Source organism: Marinobacter denitrificans, from assembly GCF_008795955.1.
Lineage (GTDB): Bacteria > Pseudomonadota > Gammaproteobacteria > Pseudomonadales > Oleiphilaceae > Marinobacter > Marinobacter denitrificans.
Window position 1 is genome coordinate 1370267 of the sequence record NZ_VMHN01000001.1, and the last position, 26369, is coordinate 1396635.

A 26369-nucleotide genomic window follows, 5' to 3' on the forward strand; every position below is an offset into this window, starting at 1 on the left:
CCAACGGTTGAACCGGTAAAACTCCATACCGATTACCTGATCTCAGGCTAACTCCAAACGAAAAGGATTTGCATTAAATGCGCAATACGGTCTGTTCACCTGTTTTTCATGTTATTTAATGCCAGTTTGCTGCTTTTAGGGGTATTTGCGTACTTTGCGGAGGTTTCGAGGCTGGCTGCCACCAGCGACACGCTGCGGTAGGAGAGACGGGCTATACCGTGATGGATTGTGCGAATGCCTTCGCTCCATGGCCTGGTAACCGGCACCTGCTTCAGAACGTTGAATGTTTCGTCTGCAATGGCCAGATGGACGCGTTCCAGCTTGAGGGCGCCATGGTTTATGCCACTGGCCGCAATATCTGCCACACCAATCCACCAGTTACTATCGTGCTTTTTCATAACAGCCACTCCTCGAGCTGGACAGCGACGCGGGGGTGATGGGCAAGGCGGATATGGTCCACACCCGGAAAGCTGGCTACGCCAGTGAGCGCCCATCCTTCTCGCTCCCGGCCGCGGGCGCTGGATTCATGCACCAGTGCATCGCCGAACAGGGTATTAACCGGGTGCTGGCGGTCTCGTGCCAGCAGGCCACAGACGGCATAATGGCGGGTGCCCGGCAGCAAGGGCGGCTGCTCATTAACCCCGCTTACAACTTCCCCGCGGGACAGGTTGCGGATACCTTCACTGCGCAGATCAATCACTTCGCCCAAAACCCGCAAATAGTCCCTGGGGGCGCGATTCATCAGGTCGGCTACCGCCCTGGCACCTTTGGCCAACCACGAACCGTCATGGGGCGCTCCGATATAGACACAGTCACTGAGCTGTTCCAGCCACCCATAGCCATGGCACTGGCCATGGTGGCACGCGCTGCGAATCAACAACCCGCCCATGCTGTGGCCAATCAGAATGATTCGGCTCACAGGCACCGGCCACTGGCTTACCAGAGAGTCCAGCAAATCCGCCAGGGTTTCTCCATTGCGGTATATGGGACGGCCAGTATTGTAGCGGAGAGTCAGTGGTGTAATGTCACTATTCACACCCGCCAGAAGCGATCCGTAATGAGCTCCGTCGCCACCGGGAATAGTCCATACCGACTCCAGTTCCATCAGCCCATGGATGGAGATACACAGGGTTGACCCGGGTCCCCCGGCAATTGGACTGCCCGGAGCGACTGGCTCAGTGCCGTGGAACAAAGTCATAGGCATAGCCAGGGGATTATCGCGGGCCTCAAGCCAATCCCCGAGAAACCCGCTGAGAATGGCTGAGGCATGCCTTTGCCATGCCGGACTGGTGTTTGTATCCATGCTCAACCGTTACCGTCTGATGATGTCATCACCAGTCTACGCTCATAAACGCTTTAACGATTGGCTGAATTTCGGTGGGATTCCGGCGGCGGGGCAACCGCAATCTAGTGGCCCCGTCCCGCCAATCCCACGCAATTGGCATAGAAGGTGGTGGTCGCCGGCCAGTCCGAGAAGATACCGATGACCCCGACCTCCTGCGCCAGGACATCAATTACCTTGAAAACGTCACCGTCATTATTGATGGCATCGGTAATCGTCTGGTGGTACCAACCACCGCCATCAGCCAGCGGGCCGCTGCGTTCAACCGTCCAGGCAATCAGGTCCAGCCCCGCTGCCCTGGCATTCTCCGCATACTCCGAAGGCACTATTTGCTGGTGGCCATCCAGTGTCAGCATCTTCCACAGGGCAGGGGCCAGAATATTTACTCCCTGTGCAGACAGTTTCTCCATCCGGGCCAGAGACGAGTTTTCCGTGGTGATCGGCTCCTGATCCAGGAATACCGCCTGCTTTCCAAACCGTGGCATGTCCCTGACCCAGAACAGCACATCATCCAGAAGGAATGATTGCGGCCATACATCGGACGGGTTTACGCCTGCATCGATGTAGTCCTGAATCATCTGGCGGGCATAATCCTGCTGGCTGTAGTCGCCCTCAAACGGCATCTCCACTACCGGTGTTTTCAGCTCCGGCGTGAACTTCACTCCCAACGCCTTGAACAGCTCAATGCTCTCGCGATGGGTCAGCAAGGTACCGCGACTGCTATACAGTTCGGTACGCCAGTCCGCCGTGCCCCCCAGGTATTCTTCGGGTGTCGTCGCCATGGGGTTGAACGAATCCATCTTGCCTTCCAGGGACTTGAACTCCTCCAGTGTGATATCACTGGTGCGACACTCAGCCTGGGCTTCCGTGCCGCTTTGCGGATCTGCCGGCACAAATGGTTGCGTGCACTTGGCGTTCAGTTCCGGAATGGTCACGATATTGGTGGTGGTATGAAGATCGTTCTGGGCGTGCCGGCACACCAGTTCCCGATCCTTGGTGAAAGCGACGTCACATTCCAGAATGCCCGCACCCATTTGCGCTGCCGCCACATAGGATTCAAGGGTATGTTCCGGGAACTGCAAAGGCGCACCCCGGTGTCCGATCGAGAAGTCCGTGGTCCGGAACTTTCTGGCCTGACAGGACTGCAGGGTTTCTTTAAGGGGCCCTTCGTCCATGTCCTCCACCAGCCAGAACGGCCGGGGGCCGAGATGTACCTGGCGCTTGCCACGGTGGAACTTACTCTTCAGGTCCGGCCCCTTGTCGTTCCAGTTTTTGAGGCCAGGTGGCACCTGGCTTCCGCTCTTTTCAAACCCTTCCTGGGCGGCATTGGCGACGGAAAATAATGGCATCAGTAATGCCATAAACAATAACGTGCGTAACTTCATGACAAGCTCCCTATGTGATGAATAGTACTGCACAGTAATTATCAATGGCGCGGGTTACGGTGTGATGACGATCAGGTTGGCGCGTCGGCCTCGCTCTCCGGGGCTCTGGTACTTTCGCTACTTTCGGTGCTTTCCTTACCTCGGGTCTGCTCGGCTTCCGCTTCTTTCATCAACACCATGCCGCCCTGCAACAACAGTGCTTTGAGGCGTGGGTCGCCGTGTTCCACCAGGCCGAAGGTAAACGCAGCAGCAACGGCCTCCAGAGGATTGTTACGGACAAGCTCCCTGATAGCATCCACCGGGGAACCCGGGGAGTGGCCTTCGCTTTCGCTGGAAGACTTTTTCGAAGCAGCCGGGCGAGTCATGCGATAGAAAAACAGCGCCAGTAATAACAGACAGGACAAACCCGTTACCGCCAACGCACCAGCCTCACCCAAAGCGGGGGACAACGCCAGCGTGGCGGCATTAACGAGTAAGTAAAAACCGGTGATCAACAGGGCGACCAGCAGCACCAGACCCAGCATAAACCCGAGAATGGCTGCGACTGCCTTGCGCAGGACGCCCTGTAACCAGGCTGAATCCAGCATTATCAGCGGTCCAGTAACCGGCCAACGAGCAGTCCGGCGAGGAACATGATAATGATACTGAGAAACGGCCGCTCTTCGATTTTGTGCTCGACATCGTCGACGGCCTTGGTGCCGGCATCACGGGCACGGTGAATAGCCTCATCCCCACGCCGCTTCACCTGGTCAAACGCTTCACGGCTTTCCCGACGGATTTCATCGCGGAGACTGCTGATATTGCTCTTTTGTCCTTCAGCAACGTTTTTGGTCAGTTGGGAGAGATCCTCGCGGAGTTTTTGAAGGTCCGCCCTGACCTGCTCATAATCGTTCTGGTTGGATTTCGCTTCCATTTGTTGCCTCCTTGTCAGTAAACCATACTGCTATTTCGGCTGTTTGGTAACGATAAGACCTATTGACTGAATAACTGCCGAAAGGAGCCGGCGCCCCCTCCTCAACAGACTTCAGCAACCATGCGATCTAATTTGCACCATGGTTGATAACAATGTAGCACACGTAACGGGACCTCGAGGGCTTACGTTAAGTTAACCTGTTGGGCCTGAGGAAACACTGCAAAGCAGGGTTCCTGCTTTCAACCCTGTTTTCAGGTATCACACTCGCTCTGAACCCTGGCCCGAAACTCACGTCGAAGGCGCTCGTTTTCCTGATCGTCAACGAAAACCCGTTCACCTTCGTCGTTGAGCCGATAGATTCCAGACACACTCTTCAGGAACTTCAGCCGTGCCCGAAGAGCCTGGCAGCGGGCTTCATGTTTCGCGGTCGTTGCCTCCTGCTCTGCCTCAGCCCTGTTTCGCTCAGCGCGCTCCCTCTCGCTCTGCTCAAGGAACTCGTTCACCCGCTGTTTGCGTTCACGGGCTGCCTGGTCCGAGGTCGGGGCGGCAGCCTTGAGTAATACTTCGTCTGCGACTGTGTTTACCGGTGGCCGGTCACCGAAATGGGTCTGGCCGTTCTCATCAACCCAGCGATAAGTGCCCGCTTGAGCCACGAGGGTTACCAGCCAACACAGGAGTATCAGGAGTCCTTTCATTGGTTATCTTTCCCTTTCAATAAACCGGTACTTATACGAAATACCCGGGCAGCGTTCAAGCCAGCGCACCCACAACCGGGGGCTTAATACAGACTGCGTGGAATCTGGTACCCCGCCAGCAATTTCTGTGTGAACGGGTTGGTATTGCTGCCCGCATGCAGGCGATAACGCATCTCGCCCTCGTCCAGGGCAAACCGCACGTCCACCGCACTGCTGCTCACGCCGGTGATATCTGCATCATCCAGGAGGCGGAACAACGCCCAGGGGCCATTTTCCGAGAGACTCCTGGGGGAACGGTTCACTTCCGTGGGCACAAGGGTGACCCGGCTTTCGACCGAATCCCGTAACGTATTAGGCCACACCAGTGGGATGCTCTGGCTCGGCCCATGACTGAACTCCACGAGTTGGCCATCCACGTTCATCACACTGCGGCGCTTGTTAGAGGACAAATGCAACGGTTCCAGTGCGAACTCAACGTCCAGTGAACCGCTTCTGGTAAAGAAGGCGCGGCGAATGTTTTCAGCCTTTTCCAGCGACGCCAGCACGTCGCGACGAACCAGGCTGGCACGCTTGGAACCGGCAATATGCTCAGGATGATCTTCCAGGAACAGTTTCAGGTTTTCTTTGTAGAACGTATCCAGGACACCATCCGGCGCGAAGAAGTGCTCAAAATCCTGCAGTGCGGCATCACGCCCTGCTCCGGGACTGAACGGGTAATGCCTGGCCAGGCTCTGCTGGAACGGCTGATACACTTCCTGGTACCACTGACGTTCCAATTGCGCCACCGCCTGATCCAGCACCACTCGCCAGCTTTCGGAAGCCAGTTTTTCCAGCATGCGATCCAGGGGCGCTGGCTGGTTTGAGGCCACCCGCTGCAGTGTGAAAATCGGGTCCACGCCTTGCAGTCCCATACGGGCACGGGCGGCGGCCAGCGCAGCCTTGCCACGGTCCGGCGCTTCCTGGATACCGCGCAGATAGGTATGCAGGCTTTGAACCACCTCCATTACCTGTTCCATATCGCTGGGATCCTCCCCCTGCTTGTCCATCAGTTCGTTCAGGTCGGTAAACTGACGCTCAATGTCCTGAACCATCTGAAAATGGGAAGACTGCTCCATCACCTTGCGGGCCGCCTCGGCCTCTTCGCTGCCACCGGGAATCAGGCGGGTATTTGTGGTCACATGGGCCAGCAACTGGTTCAGCGGTTCGTGACCACTGGTGAGGCTTTCCAGAACACGCACACCATGATTCAGGTCACTGAAGCTACGGATGTCCAGCCGGCTCAAAGCCCGACGCCAGTTGGCCACATAGTTTTCTGCATACAGGGCCTGCAGTTGCGCCTGCAACCGTGCCTCATCAGCCGCGCTGAAGTCCACATCGTCCCGGCGGCCAAGCACCCACGCATCCACCAGTGCCAGCTCAGTAACGGAGCCGGACTTGCTCATGAACCAGGAATTCAGACCTTCACGGGTCAGCAGAGATGGAATCACAACCGGATTTTCCTGTGACGTATTCTCCTCATCCAGCGGCTCGCCGAATTCATCCAGGCCTACGAAGACCGTGCTGAAAGCCGGTCCGGACTCCCTTGCCAGGTCAAGAGGTGAGCGGAAATTCTGCGCGGCTTCCTTTTCAAGATCACGGTAGACCCGTTCCGGAGTCGCGATACGACCGAGTTCATGCTGGGCCCACTGGACACTGCTGCGGAAAGGCGCCAGCGCCATATCGGCGGTCTTGTCACCGTCCGCCACACGCTGATTCAGGTCCGTGTGCAACAGGGCATAGTCCAGATGGCTTAGCAGCCGCCGCTGCAGGTTTCGCTGCGCCGGGTAGGCCCGTTGCCAATAGTCGCTCATGTAGCTGTGAACAATGTCTCTGCGGCGGCCGCTGGCGTCGTAAAGCATGCGCAATACCCGCAGGTGATCAAGGCGCTCGGAGCTGTTGTCCGGCGAATTGCTCATCTCGCCCATTACACCCAACATCAATGCCGGCATGAACTGGTAGGCCAGCATATCCAGGTAGGACTTTTCCACCTCCGGACCAATCTTGTGGCCCTTATACAGGCCCATATCCGCGACCAGTGCCGGTTCCGCCCGATAATCGCCGAAGGCCAGCGTGGCTTCCTGCAACTGATCCAGAGGCTCTAGCAGATTGCGGCCGGTGGTATCAGGTTCGTAGCCAATCGGGCGCCAGTTATCGATAAAGCTGCGCACCCGCTCCTCAACAGCCATGGCCGCTTCGGCGTTCTGCACAAAGTAATGCTGCCAGCCGGCGGTCATGCCCAGGCCGGCGGCAACAGCGACGATCGCGGCCGTCGCAATCCGGCGACGCCGGCCACCCACCACTTTCTGATTGTCGCCGGCAAGGCCCGCTTCACAATAGATAATATTGGGAAACAGCTTTTCCGTGAACAGGCTTGAGGACTGCCCGCCACGTTGCGCTGGCTGTATCGGGCTGGCCAGACCGTAGTTTGCGGCAGCCGCAGATACAAAAGCATCTTCCGGTACGCCTTCCTGAACCACGGAGGTAAAATAGGTACCACGCACCAGGGCCGGGGTTGAAAACGCATCCGCTGACAGCAGGTCCGCCAGGAACTGCTCCAGCACCGGCTTCAGCCCCGCCAGCTGGCGGGTAAAGGAATAGGCTGCCGCACGCTCTTCGGCGTCTCTGGTGGCGGACAGAACATCCGGAAGCCGATCACCGAGTTGCTCCGCCAGTATGCTGAAGCTCTGGTCAAACTCGCCCAGCCAGTCGTCCGGCTCATGCTGGCCGTCCAGTTGGAAGGTAAAGCCCAGGGGTTGCTCTCGCTCGGCTTTCGAGAGCGTGCGGGCAAACGGCGCAAAACCATAAAGCAGGTCCATCTTGGTGAAGCTGATGTACACCGGCAACCGGGATCCCAATTGCTCCATCAGTTCCCGCAGACGGGTACGGAGCAGAATAGCCTGGGCCTGGCGCTGCTGTTCATTGGCCGTGCTCAGGCGTGCAAGGTCCACAGCCAGCACCACGCCGTTAAGCGGACGCTGGGGACGGTTCTTCTCCAACCAGTTGATGAAGTGGGTCCACAACCTCTGCTGGATTTCGCTGCTGGCGCCCTGACCATCGTTCTGGCTCAGCAGTTCGCCGTCAGGATCAATCAGTACACCGTTATCGCCCACCCACCATTCGAAACCGAACGGGTTGCGCTCCGTGCGGGGATTACGGGTGACGTTGGTGAGAGTGTAGGTCTGCCCCGACCGCTGGATCAGGCTGGTTTTGCCAGCGTCTTCCAGGCCCATGACCAGATACCAGGGCAAACGATAGACGCCTTTGCGGCCTGGCAGGTTGCTCCTGAGTTCCGCCAGCCTGCGGTCAAGCAGACGTTGCTGACGGCGTTCCAGCGGGAGGATCGGGTCTTCCTCTTCCTTCTGCTCCTCCGCCTTGGCGGCGTTAACCTTGCGCAACTTACGGGCCAGCACCGTACCCCAGACCATGGCCCCCAGAAGCACAACCACCAGGGTTACCAGGGCTCGCATCGGCCATGCTGCCAGCGGGTATTCGCCGTTGATTTCCAGGCGGGGGCCCAGCCACCAGGTTGCGGCCAGCAGTACCACCACACCCAACGCCAGGGTTATCGGCGCCGCACTGCGCACATAGGGCAGTATCCGTCGTCCAATGAGTAGGGCTTGTCTCCACATGGTGTCCATTCCTGTTAATTAGTCCGTCTGTGTTTATGCGAGTCTGTCCAGCCGGGCAACAAGGCCAGGCTCCCAGTCTTCAAGGCTCATACCGCGGGTCTGCTCGCGCAGATCCTGCACCTGCTGCTTGGCGAGGCTCTTCATGCCGCTGTCTTTCATCAGTTGACTGCTCATAAGCCGCCAATAAAAACGATCCCTGGGCTCCCTGGCCGCCTCCAGCCCTTCTTCCAGCAGTTGCAGCGCCGGTGCAAGGCCCTTCTGTTCCATAACGTCCCGGGCATTCTGGTACGCTTGGTCCCAGGCGCTGGCGCCACCGACGGAACCGGTTTTTGCCGGGCCGCTGAGCATCCAGTCGGCCACCGTCTTGGGTAGAAAAGGAGTGCCATCGTTAAAGGTCATGTCCGCCAGCTCCGGCAGCCGCTCAACAAAGGCTTTGACCGCTGTGCGAATGGCCTCAGCGCAGTTCTCGTGCCCTAGGGCCGAGGCCACCTGGGCACTCAGCCAGTGACCTTCCAGCCAGAATGGGCTGACCGACAGGCTTTGTTCGACACGCTGCCAGAGCGCCAGGTCCGGCGACTTCGTCAGGCTCTCCCGATAGTCTGCGACACGGTCCGCGCTCACGGCGGCCAGGTCAGTCTTGATGCCGTCCCGGGCCGGGGGAACGGAGGTGATGCTCTGCCAGATGGCGTAGCGACGGAGTTGGTAACCGAGCGCGTCGGCAGGTGAGGTTTCCGTCAGCAGATCGGCCACTTTCAGCAGACTCTGGCGCGTGGCCCGTTCGTTCGCCGGGTCCAGGGTCAGGTCGCCGAGGGAAGCGGAAGACGCGCTGCTGCCATGGGATGACGACGTCCCGGAAGAAGACGGTGTTGCGGTTTCGGTTTTGTTGGCGGCTTCAGACGGCCCGGGCGCGTCCGATGGGGAAGGCAGCTTCGCCACCGCCCGGCGCAAATCGAGGAGCCCGTCATCGGGCAGTTCGCGGGCGCCAGCCTGCTCCAGCAGTTTACCCAGGGTGGTGAGGCAGAATTCGCGGCCATCGCCGACGCCGCCGTCAAAACTCAGCGCCGACACCTCCTTGAGGGAGCGTTGCAGAATCTGGGTCATCAGCATCTTGCGGGCGCGCTTGCCCTTTTCACCCGGATAGGGCCAGGCGTCGTCCCACCAGGTGTCCAGCACCCGGTGCAACAGGTACAGTGACAGGGCAAAGCGCTCGCCGTTACCGCCGCGCTGCAGGCATAGCATCAGGAAGCCCAGTACCTTGAGGTCTTTGCTGGTGTCCGACAGCAGTCGCAGCGACTCGCTCTCCACCTTGCCCCATTCCACGCCGGTGTGGGCCAGCGAGCCCACTTTCATGATTTCGTTCTCGAGGTATTCCATGGTGGGATCGTCCATCAGGTTGTTACCTGTGGCGGTCTCCCCGGAAAAACTGCTCAGTACCTGTTCAACGTATGGATGCTGCTCTACTGCCTGCATGTCCAATCCCTGTCGTTACCAATCCTGTTCAATGTCTCAGCGTTTACCAGCCACAGTCTTCCCGTAGCGGCTTCAGGGTTTCCCGGAAACCCTCAAGGTCAAACATCAGCCCGTCGATGGCGCTGCTTGATGAGGCAACAGTGATACCCGAGCCCCCGGCCACTTCCTGGACGGTGCGGATGGCCGGCAATCCCCGGCCACCGCTGATGACGAATCCGTCGTCCCTGACCCGCCAGACCTGCCGGCCCTGGCCGAAATCAACGGTTACCCGCTCTTCCTTTACCGCCTCCGGCAGCATGAGGGTGAGCTCAGTGATGTTGTTGTGGCACTGCACAGCCAATACCGGCCGTGGCGGTTTTACCCCCAGTGCGCTGATGGTCAGCAGATGCCCTGCCCGATCCGCGGTGTCTCGATACAGCGGGCCATCCTCTGGCTCCCGGTTCTGTTCCTGGGCGAAGGCCTGGCGCCAGCGTTCCGGCTGGTTGTTACCGAGAGCGTCCTTGATGGCGACGGCAACGGGAGTGCCAAACACCTCATCAAAACAGGCCAGCCGTTCCAGGCGCTGGCTCTCTTCCACACAGGCCTCGGCCGCCGCCAGTTGCTGATTCACCTCGGCACTGGCGGCCAGGGAAAACATCAGGCTCAGGGCGCAGAGCACCAAGGCATGGGGTCTGTTACTACGAATAAACGGGTTCACGCTTCGGTCACCTGATATTTCAGACATTTATGGGCCAGGGTTCGTTTGGGAAGCCCCAGACTCTCGGCGGCCTGGGCACGGTTGCCGCCGTACTGGCGCAAACGCTCACGGATGATGGCCGCTTCGAAAGCCTGGGCGGCCGCCCGCAGGTCGTCGACTTCATCCGCCTGGGGAACTCCCGGAACGACGCCTGCCTGGAAGTCGGCGGCGTAGCAGCTTTCCTGGCTGGGGAAGAGCTCGTCGATGCGCAACACTTCCGGCTGGATATCATCACCCACCGGAGTCTGCAGGCAGGCAAACTCGACAATGTTCCGCAGTTCGCGGCCGTTGCCAGGAAAGCTGTAGTCCACGAGCATGCTCAGGGCGTGGCTGCTAATGCCCATGGGGCCAGCGCCTTCCCGGGCGGTGTACTCGCGGATAAAGTGCCGGCAAAGAGGCTCCAGGTCTTCCGGGCGCTCCCGCAGGGGCTTGACCCGCAAGGGGAACTGGCTGAGCCGGTAGAACAGATCCCGGCGGAAGCGGCCGTCTTCGATGCATTCGCTCAGTGGCTGATGAGTCGCCGCCACCAGGCGAAAATCGGAGTGCTGTTCCTGCTGTGCCCCCAACGGCCGGAAGCGGCGGCTTTCCAAGACCCTGAGCAATTTGGATTGCAGGGCCATGGGCATGTCGCCGATTTCGTCCAGGAACAGGGTGCCGCCATTAGCCTGGGCCAGCAGCCCTTCCTTGGCCCGGTCGGCGCCGGAGAAGGCACCTTTGGTGTGGCCGAAGAGTTCGCTTTCCAGCAGCGAATCCGGGATGGCGGCACAGTTGACCACTACAAAAGGCCCTTCGGCCCGGTCCGAGAAGCGGTGAACACCCTGCGCCACCAGGTCCTTGCCGCAGCCGGTCTCACCCTGCACCAGTACCGAGAGCTGGCTGCCGGCGGCACGGACGATCTGAGCGCGCAGTTCGGTCATCGCCGCCGAGTTGCCCACCAGGGTCTCTGCCAGTTGTTCGCAGCGCTGGCGTACGGTTTCGGCATCGTGGAGGTGGTCCAGGGAGCGCTTGAGCATACGCCGCTGCCAGACCTGGTCGCTGGTTCTGAGCTGGCTGACCCATTGGTGGGACAACAGGGTCAGCAGGCCCCGGTACAGGGGCTGGGCGATGATGCCTTCCCATTCGGGCTCTTCGTTGCAGAGCACCAGGATGCCGAGGGTGCGGCCGTCTTCGCCCTTGATGGGTTCGAGCCAGAATGAACGGGGGCGGTTGCTGGCTTCGACCAGGGCCTGGAAGCCTTGGTGGTCCAGGCGGTAGCTGGCGGCGCGGGACAGTTCCCGGGCTTTACCCTGTTGTAGCAGGTGGGCAAAGGGGTGGCTGAAGTCGCCGCAGTCGAATTCGCCCTGCTCGCCCAGTGCGGCACAGTGGAGTGTCCGACCGCTGAGGTCGAGTTCCAGTGTCCAGCAGCGGGTGAGGCCGAAGGTGTTTTGCAGCTGTCTGGTGGCGGTTTTCAGCAACGCCGGCAGGTTATCCTGTCGAATCAATGCCACCGCCATGTCTATGCCGGTGTGCAGTTCCGTCTGCATCCGTCCCATGTTTCTATTCCCTGAGATGTTGAGTTCGCCGGCCGCGGGCCCTGGGGCTCGGCTTTCCAAAACACGCTGTGAATACATCCTTGTACGCTCCGCTCCGCCATCCATGGCTCCGCAGGGTTTTGGAAAGCCGAGCCCTAGCACCCGCTACTTTCGCGTTGCCTTAAGCAACAACCCCGGTGAATTTCCCGTCTTCTACGCCCAGTGTGACGCGCTGAACCGGCTCTCTCGCTGCCAGCTTTTCCAGCAACGCCAGCGAGACCGGTGGCAGCAGTTCGCCTTCGATGATCGACTCCAGCATCCGTGCACCGTTTTCACTTCGTGTGGCGCGGCTGCGGATGGCTTCTACCAGGCCGTCTTCCAGTTCCACTTCGGTGTGGTAACGGTCGCCGATCTGGGTGGCCAGGCGCTCGAGTTTGTCGGAGACGATGCGGTTGAGGGTGTCTTCACCCAGCGGCAGGTAGGGAACGACTTCCATACGGGCCAGCAATGCTGGTTTAAAGAAGTCGGCCAGTTCCGGGTAGAGCGCTTCCTCAATTTTCTCGGGTTCCTCGGCGTGTCTGACGATGGTCTGGTAGCCGAGGTTCGAGGTGAGGAAGAACACCACGTTCTTGCAGTCGATCAGGCGGCCTTCGCCATCGGCCAGTTCACCTTTGTCGAAGGCCTGGTAGAACAGGTTGAGCACTTCCGGGTGAGCTTTTTCGACTTCGTCGAGCAGCACGACCGAATAGGGCTTCTGGCGGATGGCCTCGGTGAGGATGCCGCCTTCACCGAAGCCCACATAGCCCGGCGGTGAGCCGATCAGGCGGGAGACGGTGTGTTTCTCCTGGTATTCGGACATGTTGATGGTAGTGAGGAACTGGCGGCCGCCGTAGAGCAGTTCGGCCAGTTGCACCACGGTTTCGGTTTTACCCACACCGCTGGGACCGGCCAGCAGGAAGGCGCCCATGGGACGGCCCGGACGTCGCAGGTCTGCGCGGGCGGTGAGCAGGTGCTGGTGCAACGCGCCGATGGCGGTGTCCTGACCCTTGATGTGGGACTGAAGGTACTCCGGCAGGCGGGTGATTTTCTCCAGTTCGTCGGCGGTCATGCGGTTGACCGGGATACCGGTCCAGTCGGCAATGACTTCGGCTACCTGGCGGGCATCGACACGGGCGTGCACCAGCGGCTCGTCCGCCTGCAGCTCCACCAGTTCCTGTTCGATGGCGGCGGCTTCGCTTTTCAGGTCCGGGCGCTCTTCGTCGGTTTCAGGGGTGGTTTCTTCCGCCGATGCTTCCGGTTCTGCATCCATCGTGTCTTCGCTCAGCAGTTGCTCACGAATATCCACGAGGCGTGCCACCAGTTCCCGCTGGTCGTTCCAGCTCTGTTCCAGCTCTTCCGCTTCCACCCGAAGGGTTTCCAGGCGCTCCACCAGTTCGCTTTCGCGCTGGTGGTCGATGGGCTGCCCCAGGGTCTGTTCGCGGATCATCAGGTCCTGTTCCATGCCCAACTGGTGCAGTTCGCTACGGACATGGCTGAGGCGACGCGGGGGTGTGCTCAGATTGAGGCTGACCCGGGCGCAGGCGGTGTCGAGTACGTCGATGGCCTTGTCCGGAAGCTGGCGGCCGGCCATGTATCGGGCGGACATGTCGGCGGCCGCTTTCAGGGCGCTGTCGGCGATCAGTACCTGGTGGGCCTTTTCGTAGACGGTGCGAAGGCCACGGAGGATATGTACCGCCTGGGCCGGTGTGGGCTCGTCCAGCGCAACAGGCTGGAAGCGGCGGCTCAGGGCCGGGTCTTTCTCGAAGTATTTCTTGTATTCGCGCCAGGTGGTGGCCGCGATCGTCCTCAGCTCGCCACGGGCCAGGGCCGGTTTGAGCAGGTTGGCGGCGTCGGAACCGCCTTCGCTGTTGCCGGCGCCGATCAGGGTGTGGGCTTCGTCAATAAACAGGATGATGGGTATAGCGGAGTTTTTTACCGCTTCGATCACGCCTTTCAGGCGTTTTTCAAATTCACCTTTCACCGAGGCCCCGGCCTGCAGGGCGCCCATGTCCAGGGTCCACAGCTCCACGCCGGTCAGGCGTTCGGGGACATCCCCGTTGACGATGCGCAGGGCCAGGCCCTCGACTACGGCGCTTTTGCCCACGCCGGCATCGCCGACAACAATGGGGTTGTTCTTGCGGCGACGGCAGAGGATGTCGATCATCTGGTCGATTTCAGTGTCGCGGCACACCACCGGGTCCAGTTTTTTGTCCCGTGCCAGTTTGGTGAAGTCGGTGGCGTAGCGCTGGAGCGGGTCCATGTCCACCTGCGCCTTATTGGCGGCACTGGGGCCATCTTCGGCGCGGGGCTGCTCAACAGATCCACGGGTCATGGAATCGAATTGCCGGCGTAACTGTTCCCGGTTGATGTCTTTCAGGCGCTGGCTGACCTGGGGCATCAGGTAACGGTCTGGATTCATCAGCAGTGCCAGCATGATGGCACCAGAGCGCAAGTCTGCGTGCCCCAGTTCGGTGGAAGCGATGAGCCAGGCGTCCTGCAGCAACTCGATCAGCAGCGGGGAAAACGAAGGGTACGCCTCGGCGGACTGGGGCTCGCCGTTGAGACTGTCCCCCACAACCGGTTGCAGCGTGTGGTGATCAATTCCGGTGCTTTCAAGAATCTGGCGCACATCGGTAAAGGGCGTTTCCAGCAGCTTGAACAGCAGGTGGGCCGGGGTGATCTCGGCACCCTGGCGGCTGATACACAGCGCCGCCGAGCTTTCCAGGCCCTGGCGACAAATCTCGTTGAGGCGCCCAATCAGCGCCGGTAGTTCTACCCGAATCACAGTGATCTCCTTATTTCGGGAGTTGTTCCAGTACGCTGAGCACATCCCTGATGCGTTCGTTCAGCGCTATGTTGTAAAGCGTGTATACCCCGGCCATGGCCGCCACAAAAAGGCCACCAATACCCCACAGGGGCAGGCCGGTCCTCAGCCGGTTGCGGGCCGGAGTTACATTGTCCAGTGCGCTGCTCAGTGGCTGCGGTTCCTCATCGCGACGAAGCCCACGAATCTGCTCGTACAGTCCGCGGATAATCTGTTCATACTCGTCCCGGCCGTTGGTCATCACCTTGTAGCGGCCCTCGAAGCCCAGGCACAGGCACAGGTAGATAAACTCCAGCATGTCGCGATACCGTGCTGGTTCCTGCTCCATACGGGCAGTGATGGCAAATACCTTTTCGCCACCCCAGGTTTCGTTGTGGAAGCGGGACAGCAGGGAATGCTGGGACCAAATGCTATGGGCGCCCCACTCAGTGCCCAGTACAGCTTCGTCAATAAAGGCACAGAGCACATAGCGGTAAGCCACCACAGTCGGACGCTCGTAGCCCTGCTCTACCAGTTCCCGGTCTATGGCGGCCACTTCATCCACCACCTGCTGGTACAGGTTTTCCACGCCGTGGAAATCCGCCAGCCGGCGCACCCGGATAACCAGCCCCAACAGGGGCGTGGCGGCATCGATCAGCCGGTTGTCTTCAAGACCTCGCAGTTGGAACTGGTCGTTGCCAAAGCCCTGGTCGCCCCCGCGACCGTCGGGGTTACTGTCCCCGAACATCAGGTCATCAAACGCACTGCCACCTGCTTCCGTGTTGCCATTGGGTGAATCCATCACCGGTGCATCTGCCATGATCTAGCTCCTGATTGCCCAGAACTGCATTTCCATTCCCGGGAAACTGCCGGCCACGTGGAAGGCAAAGCCGCTGGCGTTGTCGAGCATCTGCCAGGCCTGGCTCTGGTCGTCCAGCCGGAAGTACACGAACCCGGCGTGATACGGCAACTGACGGGGCGCCACCGGCAGGGCCGACAGCGGAATCCCCGGCAGTTGCAGACTGATGAGGTCGCGGATTTTCTCCACCGACGCCACCTTGCACTGCTGGGTGAACTGCTTGCGCAGGTCGTCCAGTGGCATATCCGCTTTCACCGCCAGGATGAACTCCGCCTGACCAATCAGCTGTACATCCTGGATCGGCGCCACCGTCAGACCGTACTGGCGCTGCTGCAGCTGGATGGCCAGCGCGCGCGGCTCCAGCACCGTACTGAGGGACTGCCTCAGTACCTGCATCAGCGGTGTGAAGGAAGCCTCCGGCAGATCGTGATCATAGGCGGTGTATTCCTGGGGCAGGCGGTTCTCGTCGGTGAAGGTCACCAGCTCGCCGCAGAGCTCCAGCAACGCCTCGTAGAGGCGCTCCGGATGCAACTGCCGTAGCCGCGCCAGGTGGAGGAACCGGGGATGGGCTCGATTGAGCATCTGCAGCAGCATGAAATCCGCCACATCCGCCACACCGCCCTGCCCGGGGGCCCCCACGCGCTCGGCAATGTTCTTGGCCCGTTCGCGCATCAGCCCGGCCATTTCCCCCACGAAGCGCTGCAACCGGGGCGCCGCCCGCACGCTGAGCATGGTGGGAACGAAATTCGGGTCCATCACCAGGCTGCCGTCCGGGCGCTTCTCCAGGATCCGGCCGATGGCCAGGGCCGCGTAGGCACTGCGATCGTCCCGCTCCAGCATCAGCTTCGGAGCCACCCGGGCCACGTCGATGGTGTGGGAATCACCATCGATGGAATGCAAGTCCCGGATTTCTTCACTCTGGGCACGGAAGCGGCCGGCGATGGCGGCCTCCGGCCACTCCACTTCCGCCAGACTCTCGCTGCCCAATGGCAGGGCCAGGTACACCACCTGATTGGCCACAGAGGCGTCGGTGATTTCCAGGGGCTCTGGCATCACATCGTCCTGGGGAAGGCAAAAACGCGTGCCATCCGGGAACAGGCCGCTCGCCCTCACCAGGCCCACCCGGCCAAAGCTAAGGTATTCCGCGTTGAGCTCCAGGTCACTGAAACCATAAAGGTAATCAGAAATCGCCAGAGCCCGTTCGTTGATCTGGTGTTCCAGGTATCGTTGTTGCTGCTGGAAATGCTGGGGCTTGATAAACAACCCATCACTCCAGACGACTCGATTGGTTGCAGACATCAGGATTCATCCGACCTTCTGAGTGTAACTTCACGCTCGCGCAGGTTGACCAGCAGGTGGTAGCGACCACCGATAGGGTCCACCTTCACCACCTTTTTCCACTGGGACAGGTTGGGATAGGCGTAGAAGGCAATCACACCAATAAACCGCGTATCCTCATCAATCTCGAACGGCTCAATAAACTTGAACTGCCCTGGCACGAGCGTGTAATCACTGTGGTCCACATAGTTGCGTCCCAGGGACGGCTCCAGCTCACCCAGCAACTGGTCAAAGTCAGCGGCCATAAGACGTGAGCTGTCCCGCATCTCGATGATCTGGAACGCGATGGGTGTGGGAGCCAGGGATTCGTTCGGGTTCACATCTGGCTCCGCCAGCATGGTCAGGTCCACCCGACTGGGCAAGTCTTCCGGGTAACCCACGGGGATATCCGGGTCCCACATGACCTTGGCGGTTTTGGTAACAGCGTTGTAGGGGGTGCTGCACCCCACCAAAACGAGAATGGCGACCAGCAAACTCCATTTGCAGTACTTCACGACAGGTTCTCCCTCTGTAATTGACGCAATTGTTGATCGTAAGCCTGCTCGAACACCTCCTGAAAAAGACGCTCGAAGCCCTGCTGACGACTGGAACTCAGTTCCCGGTAATAGTGTTGGTACATTTCCCACGCCCAGTTGCTCTCGTCTTCATCGGTTTTCAGCCCACGGCGATAACCATGGAAGCGGCGCAGTAATGCCTCTGGTGAGAAGGCATGCAGAATGGCATCCAACCCCTCGCGTATGGCAGTCTGCGTGGCTACCTGATGATGTCGAAGGCTCTGCAGGCTCTCGCTGACCGCCGCAGGTGCTGACAGGTGCACCGGGCTACGCTGGCTGGCGAACAGGGTCTGCACGGTATCGTGGTAGTCTTCGCCCAGGCGCAAAGGGTTGTCCTCAATGGGCTGGAGGCGGGTACGCAGTGCCTGGTGGCGGCTGTCTTCGCCCTGGTGAAGGCTTAGCAGGCCTTCCACTGTGGCTTTCAGGGTCTGGCCGGCCTCTTCCAGAAACAGGCGCATCTCATCGCTGTCGGCAAAGCCCAGGTCAGTATCCATGCCGCGTAACAGCGGCGCGCCGCTGATGTGTTGGCGGCTCTGGTCATTGGCGTCCCGCTGGCGTGTTGGTCTGGGGGTCTCGGACATCCTGTCGTGCTCTCCTTTTCGCATGGGCAATCCCATGGCTACATCGCGGTTCTCGCGGTACTCGTCAGTGACAGCGCCGTCGCGGGCATGCCACTCCGGATTGTCTGCCAGTAAGGCGTCCTGCTCGCGGTTGATGTCCTCGTCGCGTTTGCGGTCATCCTCCGGGGTGTCAGTCCAGGCCTGCAGCGGGTCGTCACTGAAGGTTTCGCCCGGTGCCGGCTGCAAACCATGCAGAGGTTCATCACCAACCGTTTCCAGCTCGCGGTTTTCTGCGCGTACCAACTCACCTTCATCCACATTGACCAGGGTGGTGTCCTCCACCTCCTCCGGGAGGGCGCCGTTGTGGCGCTGACCACCAAGCACCTCCGCCTTGAGCTGATAACGACCAATAGTGATCGTATCGCCAGTCTTCAGGCGCGCCCGGCGACCACGCCCCACTGGCTGAGTGCCACTGTTAATGTAGGTACGGCCACTACGGTCGATCAGGCAGAATACGCCGTCCATAAAGCGCACTTCGGCGTGGCCAGCCACCGCGCCGGTGCGGTGGGAGGACAGTTGCCAGGTGTCGCTGCCGGCACTGCCAATCGAGCCGCCACTGACGCTGAACACATGCTCCCGCGCCAGGCCACTGGCCACCTGGGTGGGGTTACTGACCACCAGTTTCAGGCTGCGGGTTTGTTGATGTTCCATATCCGGTTTCCTTTTACACAATCCATTGTGAGTTCAGCGGCGTATTTGAAGACGCACCGCGGGCAGCTTCCGGGCCTTTTCCGGCGTCACAAACGAGTTCCAGCCCAGCCGCACGTCCGCCCCCAGTTGCATCGGTTTGACGTCCCGGGGGCGCATCTGCAGTTCGAGGTCGTAGGCGAGCTGTTCCCGGGTCACAAACTCCACCAGTTTCACCAGCCGGTCGTGGTCTTCCCCATTGGGCAGGAAGTCCGCGAACCGCTGGCGGTCCAGGTTGCGGATGCGCAGGATGAACTTGCCACTGCGATCACGGATGCCGGAGCCCACCAATGTGTCCTCACCCAGGGCGGCATTGGCCTGCCCCAGGCGGGTTTGCTGGTCCTTCGGAATGGCCACCCGGCGCAATACCCACTGCTCAATTCCCACGTCGTCAAGATCGAAACAGTGGCCGATAATACCGCTGACCACTTCCGGCGAGCGGCTGCGCCCTGCCATCATCCCGGCGTAAGCCAGCATCTTCGACCAGTTGACCGGCGTTGCCGCCCTGACCTGCGGATCCCCCAGGCCAACGAGCGAAAATATATGCTCTGAAAAACCGTCCGATGCCTCCGGCCGGAACCGCACGTAGTAGCGATACTTGCGCCACGCCCGGTGAAACAGGGTCACCAGCCGGTGATTGAAAAAATCCAGAAAGTGGCGCCGGATGCCCAGGTTCTGCCCTGCTTCCCAGGCCAGATCTTCCAGGTAGTAGCCGGGCAAGGGCGACTGGGAACCGTGCAATCCCAGAAAACTGACTTCCAGCTGGTAGGGGGCGTGCTCGTGCTCCGGCGACGCCGCTGACACCACATCGCTCCCGGGAAAACCGAGCCCCGCCGATGCCGAGAAGCGGATACGCTCCCGCTGGGGCTGTTCGTCCTGGGACCGCTCCAGATCATCACCGTGATGGCGATGGATCAGGTCTACCAGCTGGAAAAAGCTGTAGCGTCGTGCATTGCCCAGAACGGGCTGCAGCTCAGCTACATCAGAGGCTGTTGCCCTTGCTGTAACGTCCATGTGTACCGTTCCTGGTTGTCTGTATTCACCACTTCCAGTTGGTGAAATGCGTTAATACTGGCGTAAAGGGCAAAAAACTGGCTGAGTACGGTGCCGAACAGGTAAAGATCGCCTTCCGAGGCAAACGACTGCTGGTCCAGCCGCATCACTGAGCGGATACCCCGCACCGGCAACCCCCGCACCATCCGGTCCACCGGCGTGGTTTCGATATCCAGGATGCCGGCCAGGCGTTTCTGGGAGACCCGCTCCGCCTGTCGATCCACCAGCGCCCGAAAGTCATAGACTCGTAGCACCGTTCGCAGGGCATCCACGTCCAGCAGCGACAGATAGTTCAGCGACAGGTTGGAGATCAGCGTCCATAACAGGCTGCCATCCAGCGTCGGCCGCAAGGTATGGGTGGGCCGGGTAATATTGCTGAACGACGCAAAAGCCGGTGTCGTCTCCGTGGCCATGCAAATCTCACCCACCGCCAATTGGTGCGGCAACTGCCGGTTGGTACAGGTGAGCGTCAGCGACACCGCTTCCTGGCGGTTCATGCACTCGGACTCATCACCGCGCACGAAGGAAATATAGTGATCGAAACCATCCCCCCGCACACTCTCCCGGGCCTTGACCCGGTAATACAGGGCGGTACGGCCACGATCACGCTCTACCTCGTGCTGAAAACTCTCAAAGGCAGTGTACAACCGCGGCTCCCCACGCCCCGACCGCCCTTCCAGCCAGCCCTCTACCTGCTCGATACTGAACACCTCGTAGTGCTCCGGCGAGCGACTGGACGGCGCAATCCGGTACTCCGTCTGGCGACCATTCAGGTCCACCGGGTCGGCCTCATGAGTAAAGAGATTGATGGCCGGCGTGCAGTAAAGCTGGAAATTCTCCGCACGGATCTTCGCATCCGGCGGAAGAATCCGGCTGAAGTGAAAACGCAGGCTGACTTCATCCGCCTGCACCGCAGGCAACCGTGATTTCAGGCCCTGAATATCCACGAACCGGAAGGCTTCGGGAAAACTCAGGAATTCCTGCAGGATCCGGTAGCCGGGATAGGCATTCTTGGGATAAGGCAGCAGCGCTTCATCGTTAGCAAACCCCACCGGCTTCAGATGGCTGGCCGGGATGGAAAACACCGAATCGCCGACCACCAATTCCATGCGCTGCAGGTAATGGTTCAGCCATAGATAAAGCGTTTCGGAAATGTGGCTCTCGCCACCCAGGTAAAAACGCAGGCTATCCAGACCAAGGGAGGACAGTGGCTGGTCGGTATGCAGTGCCAGGTCGACAGTCACAGAGGACACTTCCCTTGAATGCTCCGCGTGGGCATCCGCCACACTCACCGGAAACACATCCACTGCCCGGCAGGTCCGGAACCGACACTGGGTCTGGCGCGTGGCGTCGCCCAGTGGCCGGCTCTTGATCTCGGTATGCCGCTCAACCCGCTGACGCTCACTGATGGCATGCAACTGCGGATCAAACCGCATAATGGTGCAACTTGGCACCGGGCGCAGGTAGTTCGGCCACAGCATGTTCAACAGCGAATGCGTCAGCTCCGGAAACTCGTCCTCGACCTTTTCACGGAGCTTCCCGGTCAGGAAGGCAAAGCCTTCCAGCAGCCGTTCGACATCCGGATCAGTGCTCTGCTCCGACAGGAAACGGGTCAGCTGCGGATGTGCATCCGCAAATTCCCGCCCCTGCAATCGCAGAAAGCTAAGTTCGTCCCTGTAAAACCGATTCAACTTCATAGAACTACTACACCAAAGTTCGATCGAGGGGATGGGGATACCTTTTCTGCCGGGAAAAAGGTGTCCGAGCAAAGCGAGTTCTTTTTCCCAGAAGAAAAGGTATCGCCATCGCCTCTGACTCCGAACAGGCAATGCAGGGGGCTGCCCAAAAGACGCTCAAGCCGTCCGTGGGCGCTTGGGCTCCGCCATCCATGGCTCCGCACACTTTTGGGCAGCCCCCTGCATCACCTGTTCTCATCCGTGTCTGCTTGCTATTACCAGTGATTTCAGATCACCCGATAATAGCGCTTGTCATCCAATAACAAATCAATGGTCGTTTTATCGTCATCCGAACCCACCTTCAGGTAGACCGTCACCTGGAACCGCAACTGCAATGGATCCGGCCCCTGGGGCATCGCCATCACATCCACCCGGTTCACCCTGGGTTCAAACTTCTCAATACACTGTCGTATGGCGCTGCGAATACGAATGCTCAGGTCATGGGTACCAAGGGTGGCGTCGTTAAAATCCACCAGCCCCAGGTCCGGCACGCTTTCACTGTTACCCGGATGGGCATTCAGCAGACGAACCAGGTGGCGCTTGATGGAATCCACCACATGGGTCACTTCCCCCATGCTCTGCCCCGCGGGTTCGGCAGCCTGCTCCAGTCTCTCGAACAGACTGCCGCCCGAAGCCTGAACACCGTCAACACCGGTGTTCCTGAACACGGATCAGTCCTTGTCCAGACGGCCGACGAGTGACAGCTCGAAGTTCGCACCCATGTACTTGAAGTGCGGACGAACCGCCAGGGAGACCGAGTACCAGCCCGGATCGCCTTCCACATCGGAGACGATCACCTTGGCAGCGCGCAAAGGACGACGGCTGCGAACGTCCGCCGGCGGGTTTTCCTGGTCGGCAACGTACTGACGAATCCAGGTGTTCAGTTCCCGCTCCAGGTCCTGGCGCTCTTTCCAGGAACCGATCTGCTCACGCTGTAGCACCTTGATGTAGTGCGCCAGGCGGTTGACGATCATCATGTAAGGCAGTTGGGTACCCAGCTTGTAGTTGGTTTCCGCTTCCTTGCCTTCCTTGGTGTTCGGGAACTGCTTGGGCTTCTGCACGGAGTTGGCAGAGAAGAACGCCGCATTGTCGCTGCCCTTGCGCATGGTCAGGGCGATGAAACCTTCGTCAGCCATTTCGTATTCGCGACGGTCGGTGATCAGCACCTCGGTCGGAATCTTGGCTTCCAGCTGGCCGAAGGATTCAAAGGTATGAACCGGCAGGTCTTCCACGGAACCACCGCTTTGCGGGCCGATGATATTCGGGCACCAGCGGTACTTGGCGAAGCTTTCTGTCAGGCGCGTGGCCAGCAGGTAGGCGGTGTTACCCCACAGGTAATGCTCGTGGTCACCGGACACGTCTTCCTTGTAGTTGAAACTGCGCACCGGGTTTTCGGTGGGATCGTAAGGCACCCGCAGCAGGAAGCGTGGTGAGGTAAGGCCCAGGTAGCGGGCGTCTTCCGACTCACGCAGGGAGCGCCACTTGGCGTATTTCGGGCCTTCGAAGACGGCTTTCAGTTCCTTGATCGCGGGCAGTTCCTGATAACTGTCGACACCGAAGAATGATGGCGCAACGGAGGACAGGAACGGCGCATGGGCCATGGCGCCCACGGACGACACATACTGCAGCAGCTTCATGTCCGGCGTGGAAGGCGTAAACGCGTAGTTGCCGACCACAGCACCCACCGGCTCACCGCCAAACTGGCCGTATTCGGTGGAGTAAATGTGCTTGTAGAAACCGGTCTGGGTTACGTCGGGCGCAAACTCGAAGTCTTCCAGCAATTCGGTCTTGGTGGCGTGGAGAATGTCCACCTTGATGTTCTCGCGGAAGTCCGTGCGATCAACCATCAGTTTCAGGCCGCGCCAGGAGGATTCCAGTTCCTGCAATTTTGGTGCGTGCAGGATTTCATCCATCTGGGCGCTGATCTTGCGGTCCAGCTCGACCACCATCTGGTCAACCAGTGCCTTGTTGACCGGCTGGCCTTTCTCGTCGCTTTTCAGCAGGTTGGAAATAAACGTCGCCACGCCGCGGCGCGCCACATCGTATCCTTCATCGGCGGGCGCCATGCGACTGTTGGCCATTACCTGGTCCAGCAGAGAGCCTTCAGCTCCTGATTGACGGTCATCCGCAACGGATTCGGAGGCAGCAGATTGCTGCTCAGCAGTATCAGACATACCACATCCCTTCAGTACGTTTTAATAGAAAAGTGAGACCTGCCAGCAATGGCAGAATCCGGATTATTCGCCGCTTTCGTCCGTGGCCAGCTCAAGCTCCTGAAGGAGTTTGTCGCGGGCGTCATCGTTGTCCAGCAGTTCCTGCAGCTTGGAACGGAACGATGGTACGTTGCCCAGCGGGCCCTTGAGGGCAACCAGTGCTTCACGAAGCTCGATCAGCTTCTTCAGCTCCGGTACCTGGCGGGAGATACTATCCGGGGAAAAGTCATCCAGGGTCTGGAACGCGAGGTTAACCGGCAGTTCTTCGGCTTCTTCGTCCAGCTTGTTGGTGACAGTAGTGGAGAGGGTAAGACCGGCTTCCGACATCACAGAACGGAAGTTGTTCTTGTCGACGGAAATCGCCTTGCGGTCTTCGATCGGAGTTTCTTCGGCCTGTCCCTTGAAGTCACCAACGACAAACATCTTCAGCGGTAGCTCTGTTTCAGCCTGCTGATCACCGGTGGCGGGGACGTACTTGATATTGATGCGCTCTTTAGGCGCGACGGAACCGTCTTTTGAAGACATGCGCTTGCTCCCTGTGGTCCATGTGCAAACTCAGTTGCTGTATTACAGTCCTTTGTGCGCACCTTCCTGGCACGCTACGGGCAAAACTTTACACAGAATTAATCAGGCACTCAAGCAAAAACTGGCCAGCTCTTGGCAAAAAACCGGTTCCGGGCAAAGAATTGCCAAGCTGTCGATGTTTTGGCCATACGGCGCCTCCTGTGGCGATAGTGCTGAGCCGACTGGAAAGATCAGCCAATGACGGCGGCAGAGCGTCTGGATATACTCTGACTGACCGTGAGTTACGGATTCAACACCAAAAAAAGGACCCCCACATGAGTGACCTGAAAACCCGTTTTGACGAAGCTGTCAACTACATCCAGAGCGCAGAGGGCGACTTCAAGCCGTCCAACGAACTGAAACTGGAGTTCTACGCCCTCTACAAGCAGGCCACCGAAGGCGATGTCAACGGCAAACGCCCGGGCATGATGGATTTCGTTGGCCGCGCCAAGTACGACGCCTGGGAAAAGGTAAAAGGAATGTCGTCGGAGGAAGCCATGCAGCAGTACATCGACAAACTGGAAGCCCTGAAGTAACCGGGCCGCCAGGCATTCACGGGAGCGGCTACCGTAACGGGAGTTGCTCCCCGTCAATTCTCCCGGTGAAAATTTTTGCGACGGTCAAACGATTGTCATAAGATGCGCCCAACATAAGAACAACAATTCACACGGAAGACGCACCATGGATATTACCGAGGCGCTGGAACAGTCCCAGCCCGGCCTTGTCAGTCGAGTGACTGGCGCCATCCGCAAACACCAGCTTAACCATCGCGCAGAACAGACCTACCTCCACTGGATTTCCCGGTTTGTGCTTTTTCACAACCTGAAAGATCCCGATGCACTGCAGCCTGATGATCGGCAGCTTTTCCTGGCCTATCTGAGCGAGCGCCTGCAGGTATCAAGGGCACGCATGAATCAGGCAAAACAAGCCCTGGCGTTCTTTTACGAGGATGTGCTGGGCAGAAACGAGCCGGATGGAATCGCCGCCGCCTGAGTCGGCCCAGCGTGAGAATCAGCGCTCGGTAGTTGTGGTATTGAACGCGCCGTAGTTGCGGTTGGTGGGTGGCCGGATGATGTAGTTGTCACCGTGGGTCTGTCCGGGGATAGACTTGGGATTGCTGAAACGGAATTCCACCGGAATTTCGTTGCGACCAAGGTCCGTGCGTGGGTCCCGGGGTTGCAGGGCGAGAGGATCAAGATAGAAATCCTCGTCCGTTCGCGGCTGCACCGGCACCCCGGCCGCCGGCGCTTCCAGCCCGCCTTCGATCACGGTGTTGGCCAGGGACTCTTCCTCCATGGATCGGAAAGGAATAGTGTGCAGGGTTGAGCGTTCCTCATAGTTGAACGCACCCCCGTCAACCGTATCTTCATCCGTTTGCGCACACACCAGTAATGGCAGTGCCATTATTGTCACTGCAACCCCGATTGCTGCCCTGATTGAATCGAATCCGCCCATAGCCATTGCCTTTTATTATTCCCTGTCGTGCCGGGGCACCTGACTGACAATTTTTGATCAGTCTATCGCCAAACACGACAAAAAACCCGGGCGGTCGCCAGTTTTGTGACACTCCTCACTTGTCGGGCGTGAGCGGCTCGTAACGAATGCGGGTAATGACAACATGGGTCCAGCCATCCGGAGTGCGCACGCCCACCTCATCGTCAATACGCTTACCCAGAAGGGCGCGAGCCATGGGAGAGTCGATACTCAGATATCCGCGCGACAGGTCGAACTCGTCAGGCCCGACCAGTCGGTAGGTGCTTTCGGCACCTTCCTCGTTCTCGATGGTCACCCAGGCGCCAAAGAATACCTTGTCGCGATCCTCAGGCAGCCGGTCCACCACGGTCAGTTCGTCCAGTCGCTTGCTCAGAAAGCGGACGCGCCGGTCGATTTCCCGAAGCTGTTTCTTGCCATAGATATACTCGGCATTTTCTGATCGGTCGCCCTGGGCGGCGGCTTCACGCACAGCCTGGGTGACCTCCGGCCGCTTCTCCTTCCAAAGGTAGCGCAGCTCTTCACGCAGGGCATTTTCGCCCTCCGCTGTTATGTAGCGGGTTCTGGCCATAGAAAAATCATCGCGTAGAAATAAAAAAACCCCGTAAAAACGGGGTAAGGCTAGCGCTGTGCTGGAGGGAGAAGCAAGCGGAGTTTCCGCCGGCTTCCATAACTACACCCTCCATTCTGCA

At 59.4% G+C, this 26369-nt stretch carries 24 protein-coding genes; 2 read left to right on the plus strand and 22 right to left on the minus strand.

All coding sequences use genetic code 11. The annotated features are described in order from the left end of the window. Positions 1-95: 95 nt before the first annotated feature. From FO268_RS06335 to tssB, 20 genes are all read right to left on the minus strand, one after another. Positions 96-398: a hypothetical protein gene (locus tag FO268_RS06335; RefSeq protein ID WP_191966854.1), complete on the minus strand. Its 303-nt coding sequence runs from the start codon at positions 396-398 to the stop codon at positions 96-98. Next, entirely contained in the window at positions 395-1303 is a 909-nt protein-coding gene (locus FO268_RS06340) for an esterase/lipase family protein (protein WP_150990840.1), read from the minus strand. Before FO268_RS06340 ends, FO268_RS06335 begins: the two co-directional genes overlap by 4 nt. 104 nt (positions 1304-1407) lie before the next feature. Beyond that, positions 1408-2727, minus strand: a complete 1320-nt coding sequence (locus tag FO268_RS06345) for a glycerophosphodiester phosphodiesterase family protein (RefSeq protein WP_150990842.1) — start codon at positions 2725-2727, stop codon at positions 1408-1410. Positions 2728-2798: 71 nt separating this feature from the next. Continuing rightward, complete coding sequence (locus FO268_RS06350) at positions 2799-3314, minus strand: hypothetical protein (RefSeq protein ID WP_150990843.1); 516 nt, start codon at positions 3312-3314, stop codon at positions 2799-2801. Positions 3315-3316: 2 nt separating this feature from the next. After that, entirely contained in the window at positions 3317-3640 is a 324-nt protein-coding gene (locus tag FO268_RS06355) for a DUF883 family protein (protein WP_150990845.1), read from the minus strand. 251 nt (positions 3641-3891) lie between these two features. After that, a complete protein-coding gene (locus FO268_RS06360) occupies positions 3892-4335 on the minus strand; it encodes a DUF4124 domain-containing protein (RefSeq protein WP_191966856.1) in 444 nt (147 codons plus the stop codon). Positions 4336-4418: 83 nt separating this feature from the next. After that, positions 4419-8003 (minus strand): type VI secretion system membrane subunit TssM, encoded by a 3585-nt coding sequence (tssM, locus tag FO268_RS06365; protein WP_150990847.1) that lies wholly within the window; start codon positions 8001-8003, stop codon positions 4419-4421. Between the two features lie 33 nt (positions 8004-8036). Continuing rightward, positions 8037-9473 carry a type VI secretion system protein TssA gene (gene tssA / locus FO268_RS06370; protein WP_150990849.1) on the minus strand — a complete coding sequence of 479 codons (1437 nt, stop codon included), beginning with the start codon at positions 9471-9473 and terminating at the stop codon, positions 8037-8039. Positions 9474-9516: 43 nt separating this feature from the next. Then, positions 9517-10170 carry a type VI secretion system-associated protein VasI gene (vasI, locus tag FO268_RS06375; RefSeq protein ID WP_150990851.1) on the minus strand — a complete coding sequence of 218 codons (654 nt, stop codon included), beginning with the start codon at positions 10168-10170 and terminating at the stop codon, positions 9517-9519. After that, the gene (locus FO268_RS06380) at positions 10167-11732 is read right to left on the minus strand and encodes a sigma-54-dependent Fis family transcriptional regulator (RefSeq protein ID WP_150991733.1); all 1566 of its coding nucleotides are present in this window, start codon (positions 11730-11732) and stop codon (positions 10167-10169) included. The genes vasI and FO268_RS06380 overlap by 4 nt, the downstream gene beginning before the upstream one ends. A gap of 169 nt (positions 11733-11901) precedes the next feature. After that, positions 11902-14544, minus strand: a complete 2643-nt coding sequence (tssH, locus tag FO268_RS06385) for a type VI secretion system ATPase TssH (RefSeq protein WP_191966867.1) — start codon at positions 14542-14544, stop codon at positions 11902-11904. A 10-nt stretch (positions 14545-14554) separates the two neighbouring features. Continuing rightward, positions 14555-15382 (minus strand): type IVB secretion system protein IcmH/DotU, encoded by an 828-nt coding sequence (icmH, locus tag FO268_RS06390; protein ID WP_150990855.1) that lies wholly within the window; start codon positions 15380-15382, stop codon positions 14555-14557. A 3-nt stretch (positions 15383-15385) separates the two neighbouring features. Beyond that, a complete protein-coding gene (gene tssK, locus FO268_RS06395; protein ID WP_150990857.1) occupies positions 15386-16720 on the minus strand; it encodes a type VI secretion system baseplate subunit TssK in 1335 nt (444 codons plus the stop codon). Further along, entirely contained in the window at positions 16720-17253 is a 534-nt protein-coding gene (gene tssJ, locus FO268_RS06400; RefSeq protein ID WP_150990859.1) for a type VI secretion system lipoprotein TssJ, read from the minus strand. Before tssJ ends, tssK begins: the two co-directional genes overlap by 1 nt. Beyond that, complete coding sequence (tagH, locus tag FO268_RS06405; protein WP_150990861.1) at positions 17250-18584, minus strand: type VI secretion system-associated FHA domain protein TagH; 1335 nt, start codon at positions 18582-18584, stop codon at positions 17250-17252. The genes tssJ and tagH overlap by 4 nt, the downstream gene beginning before the upstream one ends. A 33-nt stretch (positions 18585-18617) precedes the next feature. Next, positions 18618-19634, minus strand: a complete 1017-nt coding sequence (tssG, locus tag FO268_RS06410) for a type VI secretion system baseplate subunit TssG (protein ID WP_150990863.1) — start codon at positions 19632-19634, stop codon at positions 18618-18620. Continuing rightward, on the minus strand, positions 19598-21370 hold the full coding sequence (gene tssF / locus FO268_RS06415; RefSeq protein WP_150990865.1) for a type VI secretion system baseplate subunit TssF: 1773 nt from the start codon (positions 21368-21370) through the stop codon (positions 19598-19600). The genes tssG and tssF overlap by 37 nt, the downstream gene beginning before the upstream one ends. 266 nt (positions 21371-21636) lie before the next feature. Then, positions 21637-22077, minus strand: a complete 441-nt coding sequence (gene tssE, locus FO268_RS06420; protein ID WP_150990867.1) for a type VI secretion system baseplate subunit TssE — start codon at positions 22075-22077, stop codon at positions 21637-21639. A gap of 3 nt (positions 22078-22080) precedes the next feature. Continuing rightward, on the minus strand, positions 22081-23583 hold the full coding sequence (tssC, locus tag FO268_RS06425) for a type VI secretion system contractile sheath large subunit (RefSeq protein WP_150990869.1): 1503 nt from the start codon (positions 23581-23583) through the stop codon (positions 22081-22083). 63 nt (positions 23584-23646) lie between these two features. Further along, positions 23647-24147, minus strand: a complete 501-nt coding sequence (gene tssB, locus FO268_RS06430) for a type VI secretion system contractile sheath small subunit (protein WP_150990871.1) — start codon at positions 24145-24147, stop codon at positions 23647-23649. A gap of 314 nt (positions 24148-24461) precedes the next feature. Between tssB and FO268_RS06435 the strand changes: the two genes are divergently transcribed. Both FO268_RS06435 and FO268_RS06440 read left to right on the plus strand, forming a co-directional pair. Next, positions 24462-24722 (plus strand): acyl-CoA-binding protein, encoded by a 261-nt coding sequence (locus tag FO268_RS06435; RefSeq protein WP_150990873.1) that lies wholly within the window; start codon positions 24462-24464, stop codon positions 24720-24722. 145 nt (positions 24723-24867) lie between these two features. Further along, the gene (locus tag FO268_RS06440; RefSeq protein ID WP_150990875.1) at positions 24868-25179 is read left to right on the plus strand and encodes a site-specific integrase; all 312 of its coding nucleotides are present in this window, start codon (positions 24868-24870) and stop codon (positions 25177-25179) included. 18 nt (positions 25180-25197) lie between these two features. Here the strand turns inward: FO268_RS06440 and FO268_RS06445 are convergent, their stop codons facing one another. After that, positions 25198-25590, minus strand: coding sequence for a hypothetical protein (locus FO268_RS06445; RefSeq protein ID WP_150990877.1), 393 nt, complete (start codon positions 25588-25590; stop codon positions 25198-25200). 166 nt (positions 25591-25756) lie between these two features. Next, positions 25757-26248 (minus strand): transcription elongation factor GreB, encoded by a 492-nt coding sequence (gene greB, locus FO268_RS06450; protein ID WP_150990879.1) that lies wholly within the window; start codon positions 26246-26248, stop codon positions 25757-25759. Positions 26249-26369 lie beyond the last annotated feature (121 nt).

Coding starts and splice junctions, on each gene's coding strand:
- FO268_RS06435 (WP_150990873.1), top strand. CDS start 24,462: ATGAGTGACCTGAAAACCCGTTTTGACGAAGCTGTCAACTACATCCAG.
- tssF (WP_150990865.1), bottom strand. CDS start 21,370: ATGAAGTTGAATCGGTTTTACAGGGACGAACTTAGCTTTCTGCGATTG.
- FO268_RS06440 (WP_150990875.1), top strand. CDS start 24,868: ATGGATATTACCGAGGCGCTGGAACAGTCCCAGCCCGGCCTTGTCAGT.
- greB (WP_150990879.1), bottom strand. CDS start 26,248: ATGGCCAGAACCCGCTACATAACAGCGGAGGGCGAAAATGCCCTGCGT.
- tssB (WP_150990871.1), bottom strand. CDS start 24,147: ATGTCTTCAAAAGACGGTTCCGTCGCGCCTAAAGAGCGCATCAATATC.
- tssK (WP_150990857.1), bottom strand. CDS start 16,720: ATGTCTGCAACCAATCGAGTCGTCTGGAGTGATGGGTTGTTTATCAAG.
- FO268_RS06360 (WP_191966856.1), bottom strand. CDS start 4,335: ATGAAAGGACTCCTGATACTCCTGTGTTGGCTGGTAACCCTCGTGGCT.
- tssM (WP_150990847.1), bottom strand. CDS start 8,003: ATGTGGAGACAAGCCCTACTCATTGGACGACGGATACTGCCCTATGTG.
- FO268_RS06350 (WP_150990843.1), bottom strand. CDS start 3,314: ATGCTGGATTCAGCCTGGTTACAGGGCGTCCTGCGCAAGGCAGTCGCA.
- FO268_RS06345 (WP_150990842.1), bottom strand. CDS start 2,727: ATGAAGTTACGCACGTTATTGTTTATGGCATTACTGATGCCATTATTT.
- FO268_RS06445 (WP_150990877.1), bottom strand. CDS start 25,590: ATGGCACTGCCATTACTGGTGTGTGCGCAAACGGATGAAGATACGGTT.
- FO268_RS06340 (WP_150990840.1), bottom strand. CDS start 1,303: ATGGATACAAACACCAGTCCGGCATGGCAAAGGCATGCCTCAGCCATT.
- FO268_RS06355 (WP_150990845.1), bottom strand. CDS start 3,640: ATGGAAGCGAAATCCAACCAGAACGATTATGAGCAGGTCAGGGCGGAC.
- tssC (WP_150990869.1), bottom strand. CDS start 23,583: ATGTCTGATACTGCTGAGCAGCAATCTGCTGCCTCCGAATCCGTTGCG.
- FO268_RS06335 (WP_191966854.1), bottom strand. CDS start 398: ATGAAAAAGCACGATAGTAACTGGTGGATTGGTGTGGCAGATATTGCG.
- FO268_RS06380 (WP_150991733.1), bottom strand. CDS start 11,732: ATGCAGACGGAACTGCACACCGGCATAGACATGGCGGTGGCATTGATT.
- icmH (WP_150990855.1), bottom strand. CDS start 15,382: ATGGCAGATGCACCGGTGATGGATTCACCCAATGGCAACACGGAAGCA.
- tssA (WP_150990849.1), bottom strand. CDS start 9,473: ATGCAGGCAGTAGAGCAGCATCCATACGTTGAACAGGTACTGAGCAGT.
- tssG (WP_150990863.1), bottom strand. CDS start 19,634: ATGGACGTTACAGCAAGGGCAACAGCCTCTGATGTAGCTGAGCTGCAG.
- tagH (WP_150990861.1), bottom strand. CDS start 18,584: ATGGAACATCAACAAACCCGCAGCCTGAAACTGGTGGTCAGTAACCCC.